The 23,842-nt window shown below is 61.3% G+C and carries 24 protein-coding genes; 8 read left to right on the top strand and 16 right to left on the bottom strand.

What is annotated here, in order from left to right; all coding sequences use genetic code 11:
* Positions 1 to 137: 137 nt before the first annotated feature.
* From apnL to oiaX, 9 genes are all read right to left on the bottom strand, one after another.
* Positions 138 to 1,985: a D-apionate lactonase gene (gene apnL / locus AC1DTN_RS20410; RefSeq protein WP_477922364.1), complete on the bottom strand. Its 1,848-nt coding sequence runs from the start codon at positions 1,983 to 1,985 to the stop codon at positions 138 to 140.
* Positions 1,982 to 3,016: a Gfo/Idh/MocA family protein gene (locus AC1DTN_RS20415; protein WP_477922365.1), complete on the bottom strand. Its 1,035-nt coding sequence runs from the start codon at positions 3,014 to 3,016 to the stop codon at positions 1,982 to 1,984. Before AC1DTN_RS20415 ends, apnL begins: the two co-directional genes overlap by 4 nt.
* Before the next feature lies 1 nt (position 3,017).
* Positions 3,018 to 4,082: an ABC transporter permease gene (locus AC1DTN_RS20420; protein WP_007820528.1), complete on the bottom strand. Its 1,065-nt coding sequence runs from the start codon at positions 4,080 to 4,082 to the stop codon at positions 3,018 to 3,020.
* On the bottom strand, positions 4,079 to 5,629 hold the full coding sequence (locus tag AC1DTN_RS20425) for a sugar ABC transporter ATP-binding protein (protein WP_477922366.1): 1,551 nt from the start codon (positions 5,627 to 5,629) through the stop codon (positions 4,079 to 4,081). The genes AC1DTN_RS20420 and AC1DTN_RS20425 overlap by 4 nt, the downstream gene beginning before the upstream one ends.
* The gene (locus AC1DTN_RS20430) at positions 5,626 to 6,270 is read right to left on the bottom strand and encodes a DUF2291 family protein (RefSeq protein WP_477922367.1); all 645 of its coding nucleotides are present in this window, start codon (positions 6,268 to 6,270) and stop codon (positions 5,626 to 5,628) included. Before AC1DTN_RS20430 ends, AC1DTN_RS20425 begins: the two co-directional genes overlap by 4 nt.
* A 45-nt stretch (positions 6,271 to 6,315) precedes the next feature.
* Positions 6,316 to 7,257 carry a D-ribose ABC transporter substrate-binding protein gene (locus AC1DTN_RS20435; RefSeq protein WP_007820525.1) on the bottom strand — a complete coding sequence of 314 codons (942 nt, stop codon included), beginning with the start codon at positions 7,255 to 7,257 and terminating at the stop codon, positions 6,316 to 6,318.
* Positions 7,258 to 7,395: 138 nt separating this feature from the next.
* Positions 7,396 to 8,223 carry a phosphogluconate dehydrogenase C-terminal domain-containing protein gene (locus AC1DTN_RS20440; protein ID WP_007820524.1) on the bottom strand — a complete coding sequence of 276 codons (828 nt, stop codon included), beginning with the start codon at positions 8,221 to 8,223 and terminating at the stop codon, positions 7,396 to 7,398.
* 96 nt (positions 8,224 to 8,319) lie between these two features.
* Positions 8,320 to 9,654, bottom strand: a complete 1,335-nt coding sequence (locus AC1DTN_RS20445) for a four-carbon acid sugar kinase family protein (protein WP_477922368.1) — start codon at positions 9,652 to 9,654, stop codon at positions 8,320 to 8,322.
* Between the two features lie 2 nt (positions 9,655 to 9,656).
* A complete protein-coding gene (oiaX, locus tag AC1DTN_RS20450; RefSeq protein ID WP_477922370.1) occupies positions 9,657 to 10,913 on the bottom strand; it encodes a 3-oxo-isoapionate-4-phosphate decarboxylase OiaX in 1,257 nt (418 codons plus the stop codon).
* A 182-nt stretch (positions 10,914 to 11,095) separates the two neighbouring features.
* Here oiaX and AC1DTN_RS20455 point away from each other — a divergent pair, with 182 nt between their 5' ends.
* Together AC1DTN_RS20455 and AC1DTN_RS20460 are read left to right on the top strand one after the other, a co-directional pair.
* Positions 11,096 to 11,800, top strand: coding sequence for a transcriptional regulator NanR (locus AC1DTN_RS20455; RefSeq protein WP_310382156.1), 705 nt, complete (start codon positions 11,096 to 11,098; stop codon positions 11,798 to 11,800).
* A gap of 589 nt (positions 11,801 to 12,389) precedes the next feature.
* Entirely contained in the window at positions 12,390 to 13,130 is a 741-nt protein-coding gene (locus tag AC1DTN_RS20460; protein ID WP_162747907.1) for a DUF6683 family protein, read from the top strand.
* A gap of 7 nt (positions 13,131 to 13,137) precedes the next feature.
* Here AC1DTN_RS20460 and AC1DTN_RS20465 read toward each other — a convergent pair whose 3' ends face one another.
* Together AC1DTN_RS20465 and AC1DTN_RS20470 are read right to left on the bottom strand one after the other, a co-directional pair.
* A complete protein-coding gene (locus tag AC1DTN_RS20465; protein WP_113320204.1) occupies positions 13,138 to 13,770 on the bottom strand; it encodes a pyridoxamine 5'-phosphate oxidase family protein in 633 nt (210 codons plus the stop codon).
* 54 nt (positions 13,771 to 13,824) lie between these two features.
* Positions 13,825 to 14,370, bottom strand: a complete 546-nt coding sequence (locus tag AC1DTN_RS20470; RefSeq protein ID WP_113320203.1) for a carboxymuconolactone decarboxylase family protein — start codon at positions 14,368 to 14,370, stop codon at positions 13,825 to 13,827.
* A 121-nt stretch (positions 14,371 to 14,491) separates the two neighbouring features.
* Here AC1DTN_RS20470 and AC1DTN_RS20475 point away from each other — a divergent pair, with 121 nt between their 5' ends.
* From AC1DTN_RS20475 to AC1DTN_RS20500, 6 genes are all read left to right on the top strand, one after another.
* On the top strand, positions 14,492 to 15,412 hold the full coding sequence (locus AC1DTN_RS20475; protein ID WP_477922371.1) for a LysR substrate-binding domain-containing protein: 921 nt from the start codon (positions 14,492 to 14,494) through the stop codon (positions 15,410 to 15,412).
* A 119-nt stretch (positions 15,413 to 15,531) separates the two neighbouring features.
* The gene (locus AC1DTN_RS20480) at positions 15,532 to 16,008 is read left to right on the top strand and encodes a MarR family winged helix-turn-helix transcriptional regulator (RefSeq protein WP_442207252.1); all 477 of its coding nucleotides are present in this window, start codon (positions 15,532 to 15,534) and stop codon (positions 16,006 to 16,008) included.
* Positions 16,005 to 18,074 carry an FUSC family protein gene (locus AC1DTN_RS20485; protein WP_442207253.1) on the top strand — a complete coding sequence of 690 codons (2,070 nt, stop codon included), beginning with the start codon at positions 16,005 to 16,007 and terminating at the stop codon, positions 18,072 to 18,074. The genes AC1DTN_RS20480 and AC1DTN_RS20485 overlap by 4 nt, the downstream gene beginning before the upstream one ends.
* A 5-nt stretch (positions 18,075 to 18,079) precedes the next feature.
* A complete protein-coding gene (locus AC1DTN_RS20490; protein WP_113320200.1) occupies positions 18,080 to 18,289 on the top strand; it encodes a DUF1656 domain-containing protein in 210 nt (69 codons plus the stop codon).
* Positions 18,286 to 19,149 (top strand): efflux RND transporter periplasmic adaptor subunit, encoded by an 864-nt coding sequence (locus AC1DTN_RS20495; protein ID WP_477922373.1) that lies wholly within the window; start codon positions 18,286 to 18,288, stop codon positions 19,147 to 19,149. Before AC1DTN_RS20490 ends, AC1DTN_RS20495 begins: the two co-directional genes overlap by 4 nt.
* Positions 19,150 to 19,418: 269 nt before the next feature.
* The gene (locus tag AC1DTN_RS20500; protein WP_477922374.1) at positions 19,419 to 19,904 is read left to right on the top strand and encodes a hypothetical protein; all 486 of its coding nucleotides are present in this window, start codon (positions 19,419 to 19,421) and stop codon (positions 19,902 to 19,904) included.
* A 184-nt stretch (positions 19,905 to 20,088) separates the two neighbouring features.
* Here the strand turns inward: AC1DTN_RS20500 and AC1DTN_RS20505 are convergent, their stop codons facing one another.
* The 5 genes from AC1DTN_RS20505 to AC1DTN_RS20525 form a co-directional block, all read right to left on the bottom strand.
* The gene (locus AC1DTN_RS20505; protein WP_442207257.1) at positions 20,089 to 20,511 is read right to left on the bottom strand and encodes a type II toxin-antitoxin system VapC family toxin; all 423 of its coding nucleotides are present in this window, start codon (positions 20,509 to 20,511) and stop codon (positions 20,089 to 20,091) included.
* A complete protein-coding gene (locus AC1DTN_RS20510) occupies positions 20,508 to 20,753 on the bottom strand; it encodes a FitA-like ribbon-helix-helix domain-containing protein (RefSeq protein WP_113320197.1) in 246 nt (81 codons plus the stop codon). The genes AC1DTN_RS20505 and AC1DTN_RS20510 overlap by 4 nt, the downstream gene beginning before the upstream one ends.
* A 104-nt stretch (positions 20,754 to 20,857) precedes the next feature.
* Entirely contained in the window at positions 20,858 to 21,187 is a 330-nt protein-coding gene (locus AC1DTN_RS20515; protein WP_007820508.1) for an L-rhamnose mutarotase, read from the bottom strand.
* Between the two features lie 4 nt (positions 21,188 to 21,191).
* A complete protein-coding gene (locus AC1DTN_RS20520; protein ID WP_477922375.1) occupies positions 21,192 to 22,310 on the bottom strand; it encodes a mandelate racemase/muconate lactonizing enzyme family protein in 1,119 nt (372 codons plus the stop codon).
* Positions 22,311 to 22,318: 8 nt separating this feature from the next.
* Entirely contained in the window at positions 22,319 to 23,842 is a 1,524-nt protein-coding gene (locus AC1DTN_RS20525) for a sugar ABC transporter ATP-binding protein (RefSeq protein ID WP_477922376.1), read from the bottom strand.

The following is a 23,842-nucleotide window of genomic DNA, read 5'->3' on the forward strand; positions in this document are numbered from 1 at the left end:
ATTTCGCATATAAACGTTTTACGAGAATAGAAACATAAAACCAACCACAGAATGTGCCTGGCCTGGATTTTTAAACGGTATATCCTCCTCGGCACAGACACTGATGCCCACCGGTCTGCGCGATGTGCCCGAAAGCCCTAAACGGCGAGTTTGATCGACGCCGTACCAAAAGGCGCAAGTGCCATGCTCTTGCCTTGCGAGTCCGAGCCGAAGGCACTGATATCGATGCTTTGCTCTTGGGCCGTCAGATTGACGATATGCAGCGTCGACCCCGACAGGAAGGCCAGAACCTTCGACGGATGCGAAGACGTGCAGCCAATCCAGGCTGACCCGGCAAGGCTGGACAGCAGCTTCACGATGGTAAAAAGCGGCCTGTTGCCGCCTTCTTCCGTTGGTTCTGCCTTACCGGCAACCAGGCCGAAGGGGCCGGTCAGCGCTGCGAGCGTCAGGCATTCGAGATCGGCATCCAGCACGCGGATGGCGTAGCCGAGCGCAAAGGCTTCCGCGAAGCGGCCATTGTGGCGTGGATCGCGGTTTGCCATCGGAATGCGGCCGCCGGCGGGATTGTCCATGGTGCGGTTGCCATAGGGGTTCTGCCGCATGGGAATGGTCGATGGACCGATCCGGTAGGGCTTGTCGCCATAGATGGCGCGTACCGAGCCCGTGATGAAGGGCAGCGCTTCCAGTGTCTGCATGACGCTCAGATCATCGGCGGCATGGACGATCGGGTTGGTGCAGTGGCTGATAAAACCGAGGCGATCGGCCGGCACGCGCTTGCGGTTGAGCTCGGTGAAGTAGCTCAGCATGCCGCCGCCGATGCGAATGCCGGCAAAGGCCTCGTGCGCTGCGGCATAGACCTCTTCAAGCGGCGGGCATGCGGGCCATGTGCTGCCCGGAGGCGTCGACTGCCGGTCGACGGAAGGGGAGATCATGATGGCATCGGGGCGGAAACCCGCAGCCTGCATTTGCTTGGCAATTTCGGCAGTTTCGGATGCTGGCGACTGCTTGCAGGGCAGGGCGATCTCCAGCGTCGACCGTCCGCGGTGAAGCGCGGCAATCGCGGCAAAATCCTGCAATGCATCAGCGCCATGCCCGGCATTGGGATCGAAGTGGAAAAGCAATTCCTGCGGGGCAATCCCCGAAAGCAGATCACGGGCCGCAAGCACGGCCTTGGCTTCATCAGGCGCGACGATCAGGCCAATGGCCGGCATGGTGCCGCTGTGCTCACCCGGTTCGAGCCGGATCGCGCCAGCAGCGGAGCCGGCGGCGGTCGTTTGTCCGCTCCTGGTGTCGCGGATGGAAAGGACGATCCTGTGCCGTACCGGTTCGTTGGCGGCGATCTGGTAGGGCCAGGGAAGCGCCAGCGGGCGCACATAGGTCTTGTAGGAGGCATCCGACCAGTTGCGCTGGTCTTCCATCTCGAATGTATCGCCTTCCATACGGCACTCGGCTGAAACGCCCGGCAGCACATGATGGGTGATCGCCCGCATATCCTTAAAGGGCTGCCAGGGGTCGATCCGGTCGGGAAAGCGCGTCTCGTTTACGCGACCATCCACATGCTCGACCTTGGCCGGGCTTCCGGCAAGGCCGACGATCGGGTGCAGGATGCAGAAACCGCAGCGATTGGTCTCGAAACCGGTCGGCGAAAGCGCGCTGGCTTCGAAGATCAGTTCACGCTCCGTTGCCGCAATATGCACCGAAATGGCAAGCCTGCTATCCTCGGGTCCCTTGCAATGGGCGACATAGCGGACGGAATAGGCACCGTTGCCCTGCTCGACCCAGAGATCTTCGATCCGGGGGCTATAGGTTCCCCAGTCGCGGTCGCGCACCAGATAGGAGACGGCGCGCAGCACCTCGATACCGTCATAGCGGATCGTGCGCAGATTGCCCTTTGCGAGATCGGCTGAGAGGCGCCCGGCGGTCAGGCGGACTGGATGCTCTTCGGCCTCATGCGTGCCGTAGAGGGCGAAGGCGTCCGTCGTCATCTCAGCATCGCCTCCACGTCGATCGTCTTGCCGGACGCGGCACTGTCATAGGCGGCTTCGACAAGGGCAAAGGTCTTGAGATTGTCGGCGCCCGACGTTGCCGGCTCGCCGCCATTTTTCAACTTGTCGACCCAGTGCTTCTGGATCGCATAGACGCTTTCCTGAATATTGTGCCAAGGCCGGGAGGCCCAGGAGAGCAGCTGCGGCGAAGCGTCGGAAACGACGGTACCTGCCGCATTGGTCACTTCGAGCCGATAGCCGGCCGAAAGGCGGATCGTGCCATCGGTGCCGTCGAGCTCGATCAGCGTTTCCGGGAAGGGCTCGGTGCCAAGCTTCGTCGCATAGCTGACGTCGACGATGGAAGTTGCGCCGCTTTCGTGGTCGAGCAGGATCGTCGCGACATCCTCGCCCGTGATCTTTGGGTTGACGCGTTTCGTGCGCGCCGTCAGCGCTTTCACGTCGCCGAGGATGAAGCGGGCAATATCCAGTGTGTGGATGCCGAGATCCTCGATGATGAAGCGTTCGCCTTCGGCGAGATAGGGCTGGCCGGAAAATACGTCATAGGCGGAGCGGAAGGAGAAGCGGCCCCAGAAGGGTATGCCGATCGCTTTATTGTCCAAGAGCCGGCGCACGGCCTGGATGGGTGTCTGCCAGCGGAAATTCTCGTGCACCATCAGCGGAATGCCGGCCTTCCGGCAGGCTTCGACCATCGCCTTGGCATCGGCAAGCGTCTTGGCGAAGGGTTTTTGGCAGATGGCCGGGATGGTGTGGCTGGCCGCCATTTCCACCAGCGCCCGGTGGCTCTGGACCGTGGTGGCGATATCGACGAAATCGAAGCCGCCGTCGGCAAACATGCCTGCCGCATCCGTGTAGCGCCTGTTAATGCCGAACTGCTCGCCGACGATTTTCAGGCGCTCCGGATCGCGGTCGCAGATCGCCACGATCCCGGCACCATCAACATCCTTCCATGCGTGCATCTGATTGATCGCAAAGAAGCCGCAACCGGTCAAAGCACCTTTCAAGTCAACCATTTCAACCTGCCTTTGCCATCTGCATGAGGGTCACGCGCTGCTGCAGCCGACGCTGCGCCTGGTCGACGACGACGGCGATGATGATGACGAGACCCTTGATGACCATCTGCCAGAAAGAGGAAACTCCCATCATCACGAGACCGTCCGAGAGAATGCCGATGACGAAGGCGCCGATGATCGTGCCGCCGATCGTGCCGCGCCCGCCAGACATCGAAGTGCCGCCGAGTACGGCCGCGGCAATCGCGTTGAGTTCGAAGCTTTCGCCCGTTGCCGGATGCGCGGCCATCAGCTCCGAGGAGATGACGATGCCGACGATCGCGGCGCAAAGCCCGGAGAACATGTAGACGAAGATCTTGACCAGATCTACGCGGATGCCCGACATGCGGGCGGCGCGCTCATTGCCGCCGACGGCAAAGATGTGGCGCCCGATCGGTGTCGAGCGCGCGACGTAAGCGGCCACCAACGCCAGCACGATCAGGATCCAGATCGATACCGGCAGGCCAAGAACGCGGCCCGCACCGAAGAAATCGAAACCGGTCGTCGCATATTCCGGCCGCCCGACGAGGTTCGGAAAGGTCTGGCCGTCGGATGAAAGAAGCGCCAGGCCGCGGGCGACATAGAGCGTGCCGAGCGTGGCGATGAAGGGCGCGACATTGAGCTTGGTGATCAACAGGCCGTTGATCAGGCCGATGAAGAGACCGATTGCCAGCGTGATCAGCACGATCTCGACGAGATTGAAATAGACCGTATAGCCGATCGGCAGTTCGATGCCGTAGAGGATCAACCCGCCGGCGACCATGCCGCACAGGCCGACGATCGAGCCGACCGAGAGATCGATACCGCCAGTGATGATGACGAAGGTCATGCCCATCGCCAGGAAGGCATTCAGCGCCACATGTTTCGACATCAGGATCATGTTCGCCGTCGAGGTGAAGTTCGGCGCGAAGATCGAGAAGAAGATGATGACGGCAAAGAGCGCGATGAAGGTTCGAAGCTTCATCAGCGTCAGGAGGAAGGAGCCGTTCGCGCCCTTCGGCGCGGAAGTGGATGCGGTAGCCGCCGTCATGACGCAAGTTTCCCTTGATGTTCGTGCCCCTTGGCGGAGGCCGCGATAATGGCCTCTTCCGTTGCTTGCGCGCGGTCGAAGACGGCGATGAGATGGCCGTTGCTGAGCACCGCGATGCGATCGGAAAGCGCCATGACCTCTTCGAGGTCGGATGTTGAAAACAGGATGGCGAGGCCATTGGCGGCAAGCCGGCGCATGGTGCGGAAAACATCCGCCTTGGCGCCGACATCGATGCCGCGGCTCGGCTCGTCCATCAGCAGAACCTTCGGATTGGTCATCAGCGCCTTACCGATGACAACCTTCTGCTGGTTGCCGCCGGACATCGAGGTCACCTCGAAGGCCGGGTTCGGCGCTTTGATCGAGAGATCGCGGATCGCCTCGACGATGGCGTTCTTCTCTGCCTTGGCATTGATATGGAAGAGGCGCGTGAAGCGGCCGAGGCTTGCAAGCGTCAGGTTCGATGCGATGGAGAGCACCTGCACCAGCCCTTCGCGCTGCCGGTCCTCGGGAATGAGCGCGAGGCCCCGGCGGATGCGCCGCGTTGTATCGCGCGCTCGTACCTCCTTGCCGTCGATGAAGATCTTGCCGGTCGAGTGCGCATGGCGGCCGATGACGCATTCGAAGAATTCGCTGCGCCCGGCGCCCATCAGCCCGTAAATGCCGAGGATCTCGCCTGCCCTGACCGACAGTGAGACATTATCGACTGCAAGCCCGCCGGTCGGCCGCGGCAGGCTGATATTTTCGGCGCGGAACATTTCCTTGCCGAGCGCATGATCGTCGGATTTCGCAAAATCCTTGGCATCTGAGCCGATCATCGAACGCACGATCCAGCGGGTGTCGATATCCCTGACCATGGCATGGCCGGTAATCTGCCCGTCGCGCAGCACGGTGATGTAATCGCCGATCCGCATGAGCTCTTCGAGGCGATGCGAGATATAGACGATCGCGACCCCTTGCGCCTTCAACTCGCCGATCACCTTGAAGAGGATCTCGACTTCGGCTGCCGACAGCGCCGACGTCGGCTCGTCCATGATGAGGATGCGGGCATTCAGCGACATTGCCTTGGCGATCTCGACAAGCTGCTGCTGGCCGATCGGAAGATCCTCGACCATGGTCTCGGCATCGATGCCGGCATCGAGACGCCCAAGGAATTCGTTGGCCTTGCGGACCTGTTCCTTGTGGTCGATGCCGAGCACGCCGCGGGTCACTTCGCGCGTCGCAAAGATGTTTTCGGCAACCGACATATTGGCGAAAAGATTGAGCTCCTGGAAGATCATGCCGATGCCATGCGCCTGCGCATCGGCGGGGCTGGCGAAGGAAACGGTTTCACCGTCCAGAATGATGTTCCCGAGCGTCGGCCGTTCGACGCCGGCGATGATCTTCATCAGCGTCGACTTGCCGGCACCGTTTTCGCCGACCAGCACGTTGACGGCGCCGCGGCGCAATTCGAGATTGGCACGCTTGACGGCGACGATGCCGGAATAGACCTTCGACACGTCGTCGAGGCGCAGGATGATCTCGTCCTTTGGAGCCTCGGCGATCGTCATGGTGCCACCGTCAGCGCCGAAGGGGTCACGAGCGGCAGATCGCTGCCCGAAGGCAGCGGAAAAGCGCCGGTCACGGTCACCGTCTTGCCGACCAGGCCGTCGCGCGGGATCGCCGACAGGAAGGCGCTATTGGCCTGCTCATTGAAGGACTTGCCGAACTGTGCCCATTCGATCTGGTTCTTGAACTCGTTGAAATTGACGAAATCCAGCGTGTCGCGCAGCGCCGTGCCGCGGATGGCAGGCCCGATCTGGACTTTTGCGTCGGGTTTGCCGTCCCCATCGGCATCGACATCGAGCGTTGCTGCCCGCGAGGCGGTATCGGCGGCGACGACCTTGCCGCTGAACTTGACGGCATAGGTCCAGGGCGAGCTCGTCTGCTTGTGCGGATTGCCGTATTTCTCGCCGGCCTGGTCGGGGCTCGAAACGGCAAGTGCTGCGACATCCTTCAGCGCGCCGGCGCGCTTTTCATAATAGGGCACGACTTGCGGCTGCCAAATGGCATCGACCTTGGCATTCGGATCGAAAGCGCTCTTGGCCGCCGCTGCGGCTTTTTCTTCCGCAGTCGGTGTCTTGATGATCTYGCAGCCGGGCAAAGCCGCCGCGACGAGCGCGGCGATCAGGGCGCCCCTGATCCTCAACATGCGATAAACCTCGAAATGAAAGAGAATAGGCTGCAGTCGTCCGCTTTACTTTGCGATGGCAAAGGTCTCGAGCTTGCCCGCATTGTCGGCGTTGATGAGGACGCAGTCCATGAGCTGCTTTTCTTCCTTCGGTGCCGTCTTGTTCTTGATATAGGCATCAGCCTGTTCGACAGCCATCTGGGCCTGTGCATAGGCCGGCTGCAGCACGGTTGCCTTGATGCCGCCTGATTTGATGGAGTCGCGCACATCGTTGGAGCCGTCGAAACCGACGACGATCACGTCCTTGCGGCCGGCAGCCTGAAGAGCGGCGATTGCGCCCATGGCCATCGTATCATTGCCGGAGATGACGCCCTTGATATCGGGGTTCGCCTGCAGGATGGTTTCCATCTTGGCGTAGGCTTCCGTCTGACTCCAGTTGGCCGACTGCTTGGCGACAGATTTCAGATCAGGATAGTCGTCGATGACGTCATGATAGCCCTGCGAGCGGATGCCGGCATTGGTGTCCGACTCCTTGCCGACGAGCTCGACATAATTGCCCTTCTCACCCATCAGCTTGACGAATTCCTGCGCGCCGAGCTGGGCGCCCTGATAGTTGTTGGAAACGATTTGGGCGACGGCAACGCCGGTCGCATTGATTTCGCGGTCGATGAGGAAGGAGGGGATGCCGGCATCCTTAGCCTTCTTGACGGCGGCAACCGATGCATCGGCGCCGGCATTGTCGAGGATGATCGCCTTGGCGCCGCGGCCGATGGCGGTATCGATCATTTCCGACTGCTTGTTGGCGTCGTCGTCATGCGTCATGACGAGCGCCTCATAGCCGAGTTCCTTGGCCTTGGCTTCGGCGCCGACCGCTTCCGCCTTGAAGAAGGGGTTGTCGTGGGCCGGCGTGATGATGGCGATCAGGTCCGCCGAAAAGGCCGGCATCGCAACACCAAGCGACAGGGCGCCGGCGAAGGCTGCAAGGGTCAGTCTACGTGTAAGTTTCATGGTTTCTCCTCCCAGGTTTGACGCATGGCCGAACCAATCCCGGTTCGGTTCAATCCATGCGAGATCGAAAACCGGCCGGTCTTCAAAGTCCCCCCGGGCCGGCAAAGGCGGCAAGGCTCGAGCCCTGCCGCGGCAGTATCAGGTGATGCGCCGGATGCTGTCGGCGATCTCCTGAGGTTCGAAGACCTTCTTCCAGTCGTCGCGCATGAGGGCCGGAATGCCGAACTCGATCGCCTTGTTGCAGGCATCCGAGAACACACCGTCGACTTCCTTGAAGATGACGGCGCCGAGCACGTTCATATGCCCGAGCAGGAAGTCGCGGGCGGCTTCCGCTGGAACACCGCGGGCGACGCATTCGTCCATCGCCTGGCGCATGATCACGAGCAGCGAGGCGCAGACGGTTTCCGAAAGGCCGGGCTCCAGCATCGCCATCTGGTCGACCGTGACGCGGTGCGAGCGCATGACCGGCGCCCAGATAACCTTTGCGATCTCTTCGCCGAGGCCATAAGCGCTTTCCGGACCCTGCATCAGGGCGGAGACGATGTGCTGCTTGGCAAAGAGGCCACCAAAATGGTCCTTCTTCGCCTGCATCTCCGTCTCGTCGTTGAAGATCGGCGGATGGCAGGGGTGGGTCACGAAATAAGTTAGGTCCGCGCGCTCAGGCAGGTGGCCGGCAAAGGGGGCGGCGGCGTCGAGGGCGACGACCATCGTGCCGGGCTTCAGCTTGTCGACGATACCAGCTGCAACCTTGCCGATCGCGGTATCCGGTACGGCGAGGATCACGACGTCAGCGCCATCGAGCGCGGCATCGGCCGGCGTACAATCGATGCCGAGATCGTTCTTCAGGCGCGCCTTGCCGGCGTCGCTGACCTCGACATGACGAACATCAAAACGGGAACCTTTGAGATTTTTGGCCAGCCGGTATCCCATTTTTCCGCCGGCGCCAAAGAGGGCAATTGCAGTCATGTTTCCTCACCTTCATATGCGGGATTGGTATCGTAGCTGGTATGATGAGTCAATCACCATTCCATTATCGTTCGCGGACGAAGTCACCCGCTTGCATCATGCTGTCCTTCCGTCCCGGATCTGCGCGAAATAGCCGTCGGCGCCGACTTGCCCGCCCTTCAGCGCAATCTGCAGCCCGTCCGTCGACGCGTAGCCGCCATGGGCGGTGCAGAGCGGCGAACCGGGGGTCTGCGGCAGCGGCAAGAGGGTCGTCAGTGCATCGACGCGCAATTCCTGCAGCGCATGGCTCGACGTGTCGCCGCCGGCAATAACGGTGCGCGAAAGCCCTTCGGTTTGGACAAGGCGGCGCAGGATGGTTCCGAGCGCGCGACCCAGCCGATGACGGGCGCCGGGTAGCTGGTCGATATCGGCGCCGCGATCGGCCGAGGGTCCAAGGGCGGTGTGCAGGATGACGCTGCGGCCGGCTTTCAGCGCGGCAAGGCCTGCTGCGACCGCGACGTCGAGTGCCGCCTCGGCATTGGTGCCGACCAGTGCCAGAGGATCGAGTGGAATATCATGAAAGCCGTCGGCAATTGCCGTGCGAATCTGCCGTTCCGTCGTCGGCGAGACGCTGCCGGAGACGACGGCGAGCCGATCCACCTTACCCGGCGACTGAAACTCGACGCCCTGGCCGATCAGGCCCTTTTCGCGCCACGCATCGATGAGCGCATATTCGACGCCGGAGGAGCCGGCGACGAAACTGCCCTTGGCAGCCGCGATGCGCTGCAGCTGCCGGCCGGCGGTGGTCTGGCTCTCGGCGGAATCGACATCGAGAAGCAGGATGCCTGACGCCTCGGCGATCAGCTGGTCGGTCCTCGCGTCCGCATCAGGTGATGCAAGCAGCGTCAGATCGGCGAGCGAAACGGCAAGGTCGGTCTGTTTGCCGAGATGAACGGCAAGATCCGCCTCCTGCATGGGCGTGACGGGATGACGGCTCATGACCGGGTGGCGGTCGATTCGGAAAACGCGCCCCTGATAGGCGGCAAAGAGATTGCCGAAGGCCGTATAGCGCTTGAGTTGTGGCGCACCGACGATGATGGGCACCAGCTCCTGCTCGAAGATCTCTTTGCCGATCTCGATCGCCTTGCCGATATTGCCGACTTCGGGCGCGGAATCGAATGTCGAACAGACCTTGTAGTGGCAGATATTCGCCTGCAAGCCTTTCAGCCATTGGAAGGCCGGGGCAAGATGTTCCTGCATCCAGGCCGGGCTCTCGCTGCGGCTCGTTCCGGCAATGCCGACAGCCCGGCAATCTCGGAAGCGGTCAACCAGTGCCTGCTCGGGAATGCCTAGGAAGAGCACGGTTGGAATGCCGTTGCTGGCGAGCGCTTCCATCACATCGGTGGAGCCGGTGAAATCGTCGCCGTAATAACTGACGAGCAGGTCGCGCATCCTCACGCCGCCTTGCCGTCGCTGAACTTGGCAATCGATGCAGCGAGCTCGGGATGATCTTTGGCGTAGTCGTCGAGCGGAATGTCGGCGACTGCCGCCTGCCAGGCCTGCTGTACGGCGCGTACGCCGGCTGCCGGTCCCTGCGGATGGCTGACGATGCCGCCGCCGCAGAGATAGAGAAGATCGGTGGTGCGGCCGGTGCGCTGATAGGTTTCAGGTGCCTGGCCGCCCCACTGGCCGGAGCCGGCAACGGGAAGCGGGCAGTCGGAGGGGGTAAAGAGTGGCGTGCTGATCGCCTTGAAGGAAGCAACGAAGCTTTCGTCCGGCTCCCAGTATTTCACACGGATGCCGTTGATCTGGAACTGGTCGACGCCGAGCATCCGCCAGAGCTGTTGATAGACCTTGAAGTCGAGGCCGATGCCGGGGTGGCGCGTCAGCACGTCCCAGCCGTTGCGATGCGCATGCAGCACAAGGCCGGAGCGTTTGCGCAGGAAGCTCATGCCGCCAAAGCCGATCGAATTGATGTTGACGACGGCGCAGTTGCCGCCAGCCGCAAGCACGAGATCGTGGTTGCGCATCATCTCGTCGGGATCGGCATGCGAGATGCCGAAGGCATACATGACCTTCTTGCCGGTCTTATGCTCGTGATCGAGAATGCGGGGCATGATCGCCGCCACGCGCTCTTTCAGCGGCGAATAGGCGGGGCTCATCAGCTTCTCGTCGTCCTTGATGAAGTCGACGCCGGATTCGATCAGTTCGCCGACAAGCTCCGCCGTCTCGTGCGGGCGCAGACCGAGTGCCGGCTTGACGATCGTGCCGATGATCGGCCGGCCCTCGACGCCGGTCAGGCGCCGGCTGCCGGGAATGCCGAATTGCGGGCCGGGATGGGCTTGTCTGAAGGCCTCCGGAAGCTTCATGTCGACGACGCGCAGGCCGGTCATGCCCTTGATGGAAAAAGTCCCGCCGATCGCGATCGTCATCAGGGCGGAAAGATCCGTGCCGATCGCATCGAGCGGGAATGCGATATCGACATCGGCGCGCTGCAGCCGTACGCCTTCGGGCGCCTCCGGCCAGGAGGGATGGCCCGCATCTTCCAGCGAACGGATGGCAAGCACCCGGGCGGCGACCCGCGACTTCAATTCCTCTGTCTCGCCCGGAACCGGAACGAAGGTGCCGGTCGATTGATCAGAGGCGATCTTGCTCGCCATCGCTTCGACGCTGCCGGGTGTCTCGATGCGGTAAGTGAGGGTTATCATCATGAAATTGCCGGTTGCTCCTCTCGCCACGTCAAGAAGCCATGGCGTCAACTTGTAATCTGGTATAATGAGTATTCCATCTTCTGCAACGGAAATTTTCAACAGGTGTGAATTTCGCTTGGCGCGCTTTGTCGTCGGTCGGTGAAAATGCTAAGGGGAGAGAAGATTTGAGCCAGCGAGACGCCATGACCTCAGCCATCGAGCCAATTGTCCGTCGAAAACTGTCTGATGAAGTTTTTGACCGGCTGGAACGGCTGATCACATCAGGAGAGTTGCAACCGGGCGACGAAATGCCCTCCGAGCGCGTTCTGATGGAACGCTTCGGCGTCGGCCGCCCCGCCATCCGCGAGGCGATGCAATCTCTCGCCAACAAGGGCCTCGTCAGCATCTCGCACGGCGAGCGGGCGAAGGTCTTGAAACTGACTGCCCAGTCGATCTTTCGCCAGGTCGACCTGACGGCGAAGATCATGCTGTCGCAATCGGCGGATTCGCTGGAGCACCTGAAGAGTGCCCGTATCTTCTTCGAGCGCGGCATGGCGCGGGAGGCCGCCCAGCGCGCCAAGCAGGCCGATGTCGAAGCGCTCCGCGAGATCATCGACCATCAGCGCGCCTCGCTCGGCCACGCCGAAGAATTCATTTCCGCCGACATGCGGTTCCATACTCGCATCGCCCAGATCTCCGGCAATCCGATCTATGTGGCCGTCAGCGAAGCCATGCTGGCATGGCTGAAGGAATATCATACGGAAATGCTGATCTGGACCGGCAAGGAAAAATATACGCTCGCCGAACATGAAGAGATCCTGGAGCAGCTTGCCGCCAACGACGTCGATGGCGCCGAAGCGGCGGTGCTCAAGCATCTGGAGCGTTCGCGTTCGCTTTATATGAAGTAGAGCCAGCCGCTTGCGGCGAACGGCGCGGCAACGCCATTCACGCGCAAACAGAATGTCAGTGGTGACAGCAATCCTGAGCCACTTCAGGCGCTGGCGGAACGTAAGCGGCAAATTCCTGCTCAAGTGCCTTTATGACGCCGGTGCGCCAGCCATCGGCAACGCGTTCGGAATAGGGGTCGGGGAAGATATCCTCCTCGCCTCTTTCGGGGCGCCATATCGATATTCTTGAAATCCGGAAACTGCGCGAGACAGGTCTTCGTGAAGACCTCGGCGACCCTGCCCTCGGCCATTGCCGGCGATGCCAGGAGAGTGAGACCAAGACATGCCGCAAGATGAGCCTTCACCGGAGCCTCCATCGTTTCTATCCGGATATTGCTCGAACTATCCCCGGAGGCTGGGGCAAAGTCCAGTTGCTGCTCAGGCTACAGGCGGGGGGATGTTCGATGCCGGTCAATGTCGCACATTCGCAATACGGTTCTGCGAGGATGCGAAACTGCGGGGACGCGAAGTGGCCCCCAAGCCATCTGTTCACCTTGCCGACGCGAACACGCCGCATATATTCGCCGCGGCTGCGCCTTGGGGTTCATTGATGAGATATGCTCGGATTGTCGTCGTTGGGTTCGTTCTCTGCCTGCCGGTCAGCGCAGGCGCCCAGGCAGATTTTGCCGGGCCGCTGAGCCCCGGTGCCTTCGAGGCCACCTTGAATATGGGGCCGATCGCCGAGACGCTGCGTCGGCAGATGCAGCGCCCGGTGCCGCGATCGAACTCGGGAAAGCAAGCGCCTGCCGCCACCAAACCGGTCAGCGTCGCAGACTTTCGCTATACACCGTCGAAGTCGCGCCGTTCCGCCAATCTCGAGAATTTCGTATCGAAGACCAAAGCCGTCGATCCGAAAGGTGCTGACACGCTCGCCAAACTCTTTGCCTCGCAGGATATCATCGAGGCGATGCGCCCACCACTTGCCCGCTACGGCCTGAGGATCGACAATGTCGTCGATGCCTATACCGTCTGGCTGATCAGCAGCTGGCAGGCGACGCGCGGCACGACCGATGACCCGAGCCCGGCTTCGACGGCCGCCGTGCGCCGGCAGGTCATGAATGCCATGGCATCGGCCGCTATGGTCACCACCGCAGACGACGCGTCGAAGCAGGAGATGGCTGAAGCCCTGCTGCTGCAGGCGGCGCTGGTCGAAAGCGCCGTCGAGCAGTCTCAAAGCGATCCCGACCAGCTCCAGGCCGTCGGCCGGGCAGCAGCCCAGGGCGCTCGTGGTATGGGCATTGATCTCGCCGGTATGACGCTCACTGATCGGGGCATGGTTTCGGCTCATTAGCCAGGCGCTACTCTGCACCTCCAGCTCGCGCGATCTGCGCCCTTAAGGCGTCATTCTCGGCCTCCAGCTCTGCGAGACGCTGACGAAGCGGCTGGACGGCGACGCCGATCTCCGCCTCGGTATAGCGCGGTGTGATATGCTGCGGGCAGTTCCAGTCGAAAGCTTCGAGGCGCAGGCGGAAGAGGCGTTCCGGCTTTGCCCGATAGGACGGCGTGGCGACAAGCTCCGTCAGTGCAGGCTCCGCATCGAGCGCCAGCTTTTCGGCATGCGCATAGATCTTTAGCCGCGCGCGGCGGGGATAATCCATGAGAAAGAGGCAGACCCGCTCATTGGCCGCGAGATTGCCGACGCTTATATACTGCCGGTTGCCGCGGTAATCTGCAAAGGCAAGCGTGCGATCATCGACCACCTTGAGAAAGCCCTGCGGACCACCCCGATGCTGGACGTAGGGCCAGCCCGTTTCGGAAACGGAGGCCATGTAGAAACTGTCGCGCGACGCAATGAAGGCGCTCTCGTTTTCCGTGAAGCGGTCGAAGCTGCGGTCGGTCGGCAGGTTGGTCCAGAAATCCTGAACACCCATTTCGGCCTGGGCGGCGCGCACGCTGGGCGTCGAGGCTATGTCGAGAAATCCATAGGACATGATCCATCTCCTCAAGGTTGGGTGGGAGCGGGGCTTTAACCCGCTCGTCATCCGTTAGGCGGCATTGGCTGCGGACACGACCGGGAAGTCGATATCGGTCTTGGCGACTTCGTTCAGATAATTGGTGAAAGTGTTTTCGGCGACCAGAGCGACGATCTCGACGATCTGCGCATCAGAAAAGCCGGCAGCGCGGACGCTCGCGATATCGGCATCGGAGACATGACCGCGCGCTTCGGCAATCTTTGCCGCAAAGCCGACGGCGGCATTCGCCTTGGCATCGGCTGATGCGCCCTTGCGGTTCAGCGCAATTTCTTCCGGGCTGATCTTTGCGAGGTTGAGGCCGAGATAGGTATGGGCCGACAGGCAGTAGTCGCAGCCGTTCACCTCTGCGACGGCCAGAGCGATCCGCTCACGTGTCTTGACATCGAGTGTCCTGGAAAGGGCGTTCTGGAAGCTGGTGAAGGCGGTCAGCGCGGCCGGGCTGTTGGCGACGAGGCGGAAGATATTCGGAACGGAGCCCAGCGCCTTCTGGATGGCGTCGAGCGTTGGCTTTGTTGCTTCTGGCACATCGTCCTTGGCGGGAATGAAAATGCGGGACATGGAGATCTCCTTCGCTGCTGGCAAACCGTGATTGGCTTGTGGATGCAAATGTGTCGATTTCCATTCACCAAGAGAATATGCTTAAAATGAAAGTAATTTTACCGGAAAATGGAAGAATGATTTGGACCGGTTCGAAGCCATGTCGATGTTGCTGGAGGTGGTGGACAGGGGAAACCTGTCGGCGGCCAGCCGTTCGCTGAAAATTCCCCTGCCGACTCTGAGCCGCAAGATCACCGATCTGGAGACGCTGCTCGGAACCAAGCTCTTGACCCGCACCACGCGCAAGATCGCCTTGACCGATGCAGGCACGACCTATGTCGATGCCGCCAGACGAATCCTCGAGCAGGTGGAGGAGGCCGAACGTCAGGCATCCGGCGAATTCGCCATGCCGAAGGGCGAGTTGGTGATCACAGCTCCGGTGCAGTTCGGCCGCCTTCACGTGCTGCCTGTCGTGACGGACTTTTTGGCCACCTTTCCGGCGATCAACGTGCGGCTGATGCTGGCGGACCGCAATATCGATCTCGTCGACGAGCATGTCGATATGGCCGTGCGCATCGGCAATTTGCCCGACAGCGCCATGGTCGCCACGCGCGTCGGTACGGTTCGCAGGGTCGTCTGCGGCAGTCCGGCCTTCTTTGCCGGCCGCGGTGTGCCGAAGGAGCCAGCCGATCTTCTGGGCCTGCCCTGCATCAGCGTCGAGATCCTGACGCCATCTGTCGGCTGGCAGTTCCAGAAGGTCGGAGCAGCAAAGGCCATTGAGGTGCCGATCAGCCCACGGCTTTCCGTCACCACGACCGAGGCGGCGGCCGAGGCCGCCATTCGCGGCGCCGGCATCACCAGGCTGCTTTATTATCAGGTCGCAGGGGCGGTCGCGGCCGGCGCGCTGAAACTCGTGCTCGAGGATTTCGAACCGGAGCCGGCTCCCATCCACCTGGTCCATCTCGCCCGTGGCCAGATGCCGCTCAAAATGCGCCACTTTCTGGATTTCGCCGCACCCCGGCTGAGGGTGAGTGTCGCTGCCCTGCAATCTTCCTCCAGGTAAGGCAATTCCTGCCCATCTCCATCCTGACGCCAGCTGTCTTCGGACATCCGTCGGGAGCAATTTCCGTTCGTCTCAGAATATTGTTTGAATCCTAACTATTTTAATGCTACTAGAATGGCATGCAATCATTTACGTCCCTTCAGCGCGTTTTCACTGCGAACCTTTTGTCGACCGGCCGCAACTGGCGCCGGGCGGTGGATCTTGCGCTGACCTCCCACGGCATCTCGGAAGCTTGCGCAGCACCATTGCTCTGGATTGGCCGTTTGGGTGGTGGCGTGCGCCAGGTCGTGCTGGCCAATCACGTCGGCATCGAAGGCCCGTCGCTGGTCAGGTTGCTCGATCAGCTGGAAGCACTCGATCTCGTCATGCGCAAGGATGATCCGATTGACAGGCGGGCAAAGGGTCTCTGGCTGACGGAGGAGGGCCAGAGCCTCGCAACCCGGATGGAGGCCGTTCTCGATGACCTGCGCGGCAGGATCCTCGTAAACGTCAGTGAAGCCGATCTCGAAGCGGCGGTCCGCGTTCTGCAGGCCTTCGAAGAGATCAGCCCGTCGCAGGTTGCGGCGATCGCACAGCAATTTGAGGAAACATCGTGACCCTTCCCTCCTGGCGGGACTGGCTCTTCTCGGCCAAGGCCTTCCTCGCATCCATGCTTGCCCTTTTCATTGCCTTGTCCCTGGACCTGCCGCGGCCTTACTGGGCAATGGCGGCCGTCTATGTCGTCGCCAATCCGCTCGCGGGTGCGACAAGTTCGAAGGGCCTCTATCGCGCGCTCGGCACCCTTCTCGGTGCAAGTGCGGCCGTTTTCTTCGTGCCGCTCTTCGTCAATGCGCCGGAGCTTTTGAGCATCGTCATTGCGCTCTGGACTGGCACGCTCCTGTTTATCTCGATGCTGGACCGTTCTTCACGCAGCTACGTCTTCATGCTGGCCGGCTATTCCCTGCCGCTTATCGCGCTGCCGTCCGTCGGTTCGCCTGACACCATCTTCGACACGGCCCTTGCCCGCTCGGAAGAGATCATTATTGGCATCGTCTGCGCCAGTCTCGTCAGTGCCGTCGTCTTCCCGACCAGTGTGCGCAGCGTGCTCGGCCAGCGCATTTCCACTTGGCTCGACGATGCCGGCAGCTGGGCAAATGATATTCTGCGCGGCGAGGGTGCGACGCCGGCAACGCCCTTGAAACGGCAGAAGCTTGCCGCCGACGTCACCGGCCTCGACCTCATCATCAGCCAGCTTGGTTACGACGCGGGCAGCCGTGATATTGTGCGCCATTCGCGCGAATTGCGCGGCCGTCTCCTGATGCTGTTGCCGCTCTTCTCCTCGCTCGCCGATCGTCTTCATGCACTGAAGACCGAGCGCGAGGTGCTGCCAAAAGATTTGATCTGCCTGCTGAACGAGGTCGCCGACTGGCTGAGCCTCGGCGCAAAATCTCAAGCTGACGACACGGCTGAAAAGCTGGCGCAGCGGATCGATAGTCTCCGCGAGGCCGACCCGGATCGGCGCTGGGGCGACCTGCTGCTTTCCAGTGCGCTGGCGCGGCTGAAGGAGATCGTCGATCTCTGGCAGGATTGCCTGACGCTGCGCGACGAAATCGTCAGCGGCAGACATTCCGGCCCCTGGCGGCCGGCCTTTCGCCATCGCCAGATCGTCGGCCGTATCAGGCATTTCGATTATGCGCTGCTTGCCTTCCAGGCCGGCGCGGTCGTTGCGGGCATTCTCGTCGCCTGCCTGTTCTGGATCTATAGCGGCTGGCAGAATGGCGCCGGTTTCGTCACCATGGCAGCCGTTGCCTGCTCCTTCTTCGCGGCGCTTGATCGGCCTGCACCCTTCATCACCTCGATGTTCATCTGGTGCGGCATCAGCCTCATCATCTCCTTCGTCTATATTTTCGGCATCCTGCCGATGGTCAACAGCTACGAGCTCCTGGTTCTTGTCTTCGCTCCGCCCTTCCTGCTTTTGGGGCTGATGATCCCCAAGCCGCAGTTCAACATGTTGGCCATGCTGCTGACAGTAAACAGCGCCTCCTTCATCGCGCTGCAGGATCGTTACACGTCCGATTTCACCACCTTCACCAATGAAGCGATCGCCGCGCTCGCCGGCATCGGCTTTGCGTTGGTATGGACGCTGATCGCCCGCCCTTTCGGCGCCGAACTCGCCGCCTGGCGGCTGGTGCGCGCCGGCTGGACCGATCTTGCCGAGACGGCGGCAGGCGAACGCCGTGCCGATCACGAGCGGCTTTCCGGCCGCATTCTCGATCGCCTCGGCCAGCTCGTACCGCGCCTTGCCGTCGTCGAGGACCGGGAATTGAAGAAGGTGGATGGCTTTGCCGAAGTGCGCATCGGCTTCAACGTGCTGATGCTGCAGGGTGAACGCAAGAGACTGCGTGGGGCGAGCGCCGCATCGCTTGGCGCGGTTCTCTCCGGCATCGCCGATTTCTATCATGACCGTATTGCGGCCGGTCGGGCGCTCGCTCCGCAAGAGGGCCTGCGTCAGTCGATCGACGACAGCCTCAAAATCATCGCGCTCGAAGACAACAGGCGCGGCGCCGACAGCATCGACGCCCTTGTCGGCCTCAGGCGCGCCCTTTTCCCTGACGCAGCCCCGCCAGCAAGCTGGCACGCGGCCGAGGCTGCGCCGCAACTCCTCCCGCTTGCCGCTGAGTAATTGTCATGCCTGCAGAATTTGATGTTTACGGCGTCTATGTCCCACGCCTCCTCGTTCTCATGGTGCTGAGCCTGATGCTAATGATCGTCATCAGACGGATGCTGGCCTGGCTCGGTGCCTATTCCCTCGTCTGGCACCGTGGTCTCTTCGACCTCGCCCTCTACGTGCTCGTCCTTGGAGCCGTTTCCTCCTTCACACGCTGGTATTTCGCATGAACTCCCTGAAATTCATTGGTCGCCTCATCGTCACTCTTGCCGTGGTCGTCGCCGCCGTCTTTGTCGGCCGCGGGCTTTGGGGCCACTATATGGACGAGCCCTGGACGCGCGATGCTCGACTGCGCGCCGATGTCGTCGGGATCGCGCCCGATGTCTCTGGCCTCGTCAGCGAGGTGCTCGTCATCGATAATCAGGCGGTGAAGAAGGGCGATATCCTCTTCCGCGTCGATCGCGCACGTTTCTCGATAGCGCTCGCTCAATCCGAAGCGGCACTCGAAGGCAGCAAGGCCGCGCTCGACCAGGCACACCGTGAGCGCGAGCGCCAGGAGCGCCTCGGCGAAGCCGCCTCGCTGCAGCAGAAGGAACAGGCGCAGACGGCTGAAGAGCAGGCCGAAGCCGCCTTCCGCCAGGCAACCGCCAACCGCGATCTGGCTGCGCTCAATCTCGACCGTTCGGAGATCAAGGCGACGGTCAACGGGACGGTCTCCAATCTCAGCCTGCGCCCGGGCGATTATGTTAGCGCCGGAACCGCCAAGATCGCGCTGATCGATACGGATTCGCTGCGCGTCGAAGGCTATTTCGAAGAAACCAAGCTGCAGCGCATCCACCCCGGCGACAAGGTATCCATCCACCTGATGGGCCAGACGAAAAGCCTTGACGGCCATGTCGAAAGCATTGCAACCGGCATCGAGGACCGCGAACGCACCGCCGGCAGCGGCCTGCTCGCAAACATCAACCCCACCTTCAGCTGGGTGCGCCTTGCCCAGCGCGTGCCGGTGCGCATCAGCATCGACGCCGTGCCTGATGATGTCAGGCTGATCGCCGGCCTGACGGCGACGGTAGAGGTGGACAGGAGCTGATGGCAAGCTTTCGTCTGGCCTCCGAATCTGGATAATAATGCAGGCTGAACAAGATCGAAGGTCGGATCCTGGGGCTTCGCAGAATGATAAAATCCGCTTGCAGGCACGCGGTCCTTGTGGCTGCTGTGCTGCTGTCATCGGTGGTCGCGACAATGGCTCAGAGCCAGCCAGCCTCCGTCTGGAGCGACTTCATCCGGGACAGGCGCGATCTCGCCGCTCTCAATGAGCACAAACGGAAAAAAATCCTCAATGACCTCGGTGCGGCGATCATGGCCGATCCCGACGGCGTGAGTACCGAGATCGAAAGAAGCAGGGGCGCGCCGGCGCTTTGCCAATATATGCGCGTCATGTTCGCAAGCGACAGAACGCCTGAGGTGGTTGATCAGCTTGACGCCGTGCTCCATTGGGGCAAACCGGATAAATCCATCCGCGAGATGCTGAGTGCACCAGCCTATGACGACGGCAGCACCTGGTTTCCAAGGGCGAAGAGAGCTGGCTATTTCACCGGTTGCGTGGCCGGAGTGCTCGATGGAAAGAGGAGAAGCAGCACGAGCCTCGCGGGCCGATTGCCTTTGCTCCTGAGTTCGAGGGATCAAACGATCATTGCCCTGCAGATTGCCGAGCGCTTGAAGATTGGACGGCCATCCAAAGGCGATAGCTATGGCAAGTGGATGCTGAATGGCCTATCGAAAGAAGACCTTGTCTCGCCGGATGTGATGGATTGGTTCGAGCTTGGTTTCGACAGAGCGTATTGAATGGGTTCAATAAGCACAGCTGTCGCACTCGCGATGGGGCCCGGCAATTATCTTGCCTGCCGGACGTCGAGCAGCACCGCCACACTGACGAGAATGATCAGCAAGGAGGGGGCGGGCCCAGGCGTGGATAGTCGGAAAATTTGCAACGGACCGACCCCGGCCCTGATGAGATCGCCTATTTAGATCAGCTTGCCTTCCATGGGTTCACGATCGCCAGGCCGATATTCTCGAAATCGGCTTCGTTGCGCGTCGCAAGCGACGCGCCGCGAGATAAGGCTATGGCTGCGATTTGTGCATCAAATTGGCTGATTGGGCGACCGGCAGCGCGCCGCCTGGTCGCTATAGTGGCATAGACGTCCGCTGCTTCGCGGTCGAAGGGTAGGACACGCCCTGCAAGATCCTCATTGAAGATCGGTAATATTGCGGCCTCTAGCTCCCGACGGCGGCGACCTTCTGGTAGTAACCGCAAGCCGTATAGGATTTCTGCCTCGGTGATAGACGTCGTGAATACCGAAGCTGGGCCCTGCTCGGCCAACCAGTCGATGACGGCTGGGCTCGGGGATGACACCAACAGCTCGGAAAGAACATTCGTATCGAGGATGATCACTGTTCGAAGTCCGGCATGTCACGAATAGGCTCACGTGCGGGAATATCAAGGTCAACGCCACCGGTCGGTGCAACGCGTGCCCTGATGGATTGAACAAGGTTGCGTGGTGTCTCGCCGGTGGCCAGTGCCGATCGAAGAATATCGCGCGCTTCGTCTTCCATGGACCGGCCGTGGCTCGCAGCCCGGATTCGCAGGCGCCGTTTCAGCGCATCATCGATATTGCGGATAGTCATGCTGGCCATAAAAGCCTCCTGATATCATTGATTGCATATAAGGCAATGATATCAGAATTGCAATTCCATGGATCCCGGAAGCGTTCTGCTTCGAGCGCCTGAGCAACGCCAGTTCAATCAAAGTGAAACACTTCCGGCATCATCGCCCACCACTCACCGTCCTTGCGTGTTGCAAGCGGCTTCTGGCAGGGCATGCAGACGGCCCACCATTGCCGATTTGCCGGATCGGCGGCCATCTTGGCCATATCGGCTTCGAAATCGTCACCGACATATTCCCAATAGCCAAACAGCAGGTTTTCCGGCTCCTTCAGAAAGATCGAATAGTTGGTGATGTTGCAGGCCGAGATCAGTGACAGGATCTCCGGCCAGACGGCGGCATGCAGTGCCTTGTAATCTGCGACCTTGTCCGGCTCCAGGCCGATCACCATGCCCATTCGCTGCATATTGCTACCGCCCTCGGGTAATTTCTGTCGTGAATTCGGCGATGCTGCGCTTCTTGACGGCATCCCAGTCCCATCCGATGCCGATGCCGGGTTCGGAGGGGGCGATGGCGTGGCCGTCGCGGATTTCCATGCCCCTGGTGGTCAGATCGTCGAGCTGCGGGATATATTCGACATATTTGCCGTTCTGGATGGCGCAGACCAGGCTGACATGCAGCTCCATCAGGAAATGCGGGCAGACGGGGATATCGAAGGCTTCGGCCGCGTGCGCAACCTTCAGCCAGGGTGTGATGCCGCCGATGCGGGCAACATCCACCTGCACGATCGAGCAGGCGCCCTTCTGCATATATTCGCGGAAATGCCGGATCGAATAGAGGGATTCGCCGACGGCAATCGGCGTCGGGGTCGAGCGCGACAGCCGGATATGGCCGTCGAGATCGTCGGCCGGCAGTGGTTCTTCGATCCAGGCGAGATCGAGTTCCCTCAGCCGTTCTGCCCGGCGGATCACTTCATCGACGGTAAAGCCTTGATTGCAGTCGGTCATGATCTCGAAGCCATCGCCGAGGGCGGCGCGTACCGCAGACAGACGGGCATAATCCTCAGCGCCGTGCGGCTTGCCGATCTTCACCTTCGAGCCGCTAAAACCCTTCGCCTTCGCCTGCAGGGCGTCTTCGACAAGCGCCTCTTTCTCGATATGCAGCCAGCCGCCTTCGGTCGTATAGAGCGGGCAGCTTTCCTTGGCACCCCCGGCAAGTTTCCAGAGCGGCAGCTTCTGCTTCTTGGCTCTCAGATCCCAGAGTGCGGTATCGACGGCCGCGAGCGCCAGCGCCGTGATCGCGCCGATGGTCGTTGCATGCGTGGCAAATTCCATTTTGTGCCAGATCGCCTCAATGCAATCGGCATCCTCGCCGATCAAGAGCGGCGCCAGATGGTCCGACAGAAGCCGGATGACGGAGGAGCCGCCGGTACCGATCGTGTAGGAATAGCCGGTACCCGAGGCACCGTCGGAATCGGTGATGGTGACGATTGGCGTTTCCTGGCTGACGAAGCTCTGGATCGCATCGGTACGCTTCACCTTCGGCGGCAGGTCCACCATGCGCAGTTCGATCTTTTCAATGCGGGCCATGGTTCCTCCTAACGTGCCGTGCGGGTTTGGGCGGGTTCGGCCGCGTGGATTGCCGACATGATGGCGCGGCTTGCCGTCTCATATTTGCGGTCGTTTTCATGTTCGTGGACGATCCTGAAATCGTGCATGACGAGGATGCGGTCGGCGAGCGCCACCATTTCCGGCATGTCGCTGGAGATCAGCAGGATCGCCATGCCCTTGTCGGCAAGCCCGTTGATCAGCTCGTGAATATAGGCCTTGGCCTTGATGTCGATGCCGACGGTCGGCTCGTCGATGAAGAGGATATCGACATCGGCGGCGAGCCACTTGGCAAGCGACACCTTCTGCTGGTTGCCGCCCGAGAGATTGCCGACGAGCTGTTCGAGATTGGGCGTGCGGATTTCCAGCTGCCGGGCAAGTGGTGCGGCGGTCCGGCGCTCCTGGCCGGCGCCGATCAGGCCGAAGGTCGAGGCGATCTTGCCCCAGACGGTCATGGCGATATTCGAACGGATCGGATGAGCGAGGATGACGCCCTCATGTTTCCTGTCTTCGCTGACATAGCCCATGCGAAAGCGCTTGATCGCCTCCTCCACCGAGCCGATCCGCACTGGTTTGCCGTCGATCAGAAACGTGCCCGACGTAAGCTTGTCCTTTCCGATGATAGCGCGGACGAGCTCAGTGCGGCCGGCACCGACGAGGCCGTAGAGGCCGAGGATTTCACCGCGACGGAGGCAAAAAGAGATATTGCCGTGGCCGGTCGCTGTCGCGACATCGCGAAGCTCAATCTTTGGTGAGCCTTCCTGCGGCTTGCCTGAGCGGGCAATCACCGGCCGCTCCGCGCGGCCAATCATCGCCTCGATCAGCGTCTGCCGTGTCATGCCGGCCATCGGCGCGCCACGCAGTGTCGTCTCTCCGTCGCGCAGAACCGTGACCCTGTCGCAAAGGCTCAAAACTTCTTCGAGCTTGTGGCTGACGAAGAGGATCGCCGTTCCCTGATCACGCAACTGCCGCACGAGCCTGAAGAGGATTTCGGTCTCGGCATCGGTGATCGATGCCGTCGGCTCGTCGAGCAGCAGAACCTTGGCCTGGTGGCTGAGCGCCTTGGCAATCTCCACCATCTGCATCTGGGCGACGCTGAGGCGGCGCACTTCCGTTGCCGGATCGACATCGAGGCCGACTTTGCGAAGGTGTTCGCGCGCCTGTTCGTTGGCGCGGAGAAAATCGACGAGTCCGTTTCGAACCGGCAGCCCCTCCAGGAGAATGTTTTCGGCCACCGAGAAGCGAGGGATCAGGTTACGCTCCTGATGCACCGCCGAAATGCCGAGCGCGATTGCATCGCGGGGCGATGAGAGGGATAGAGGCGTGCCGTCCAGCGTCACTGTCCCGCTGTCTGGCCGATGGACACCGGTGATGATCTTGATCAGCGTCGATTTGCCGGCGCCGTTTTCGCCCATCAGCGCATGGATCTCGCCGCCATTGAGGGTCAGAGATGCATTGTTGAGCGCCCGCACGCCCGGGAACGACTTGCCGATCCGGTCCAGAATGAGTGCCAT

Source organism: Rhizobium sp. 01T444 (genome assembly GCF_056398305.1).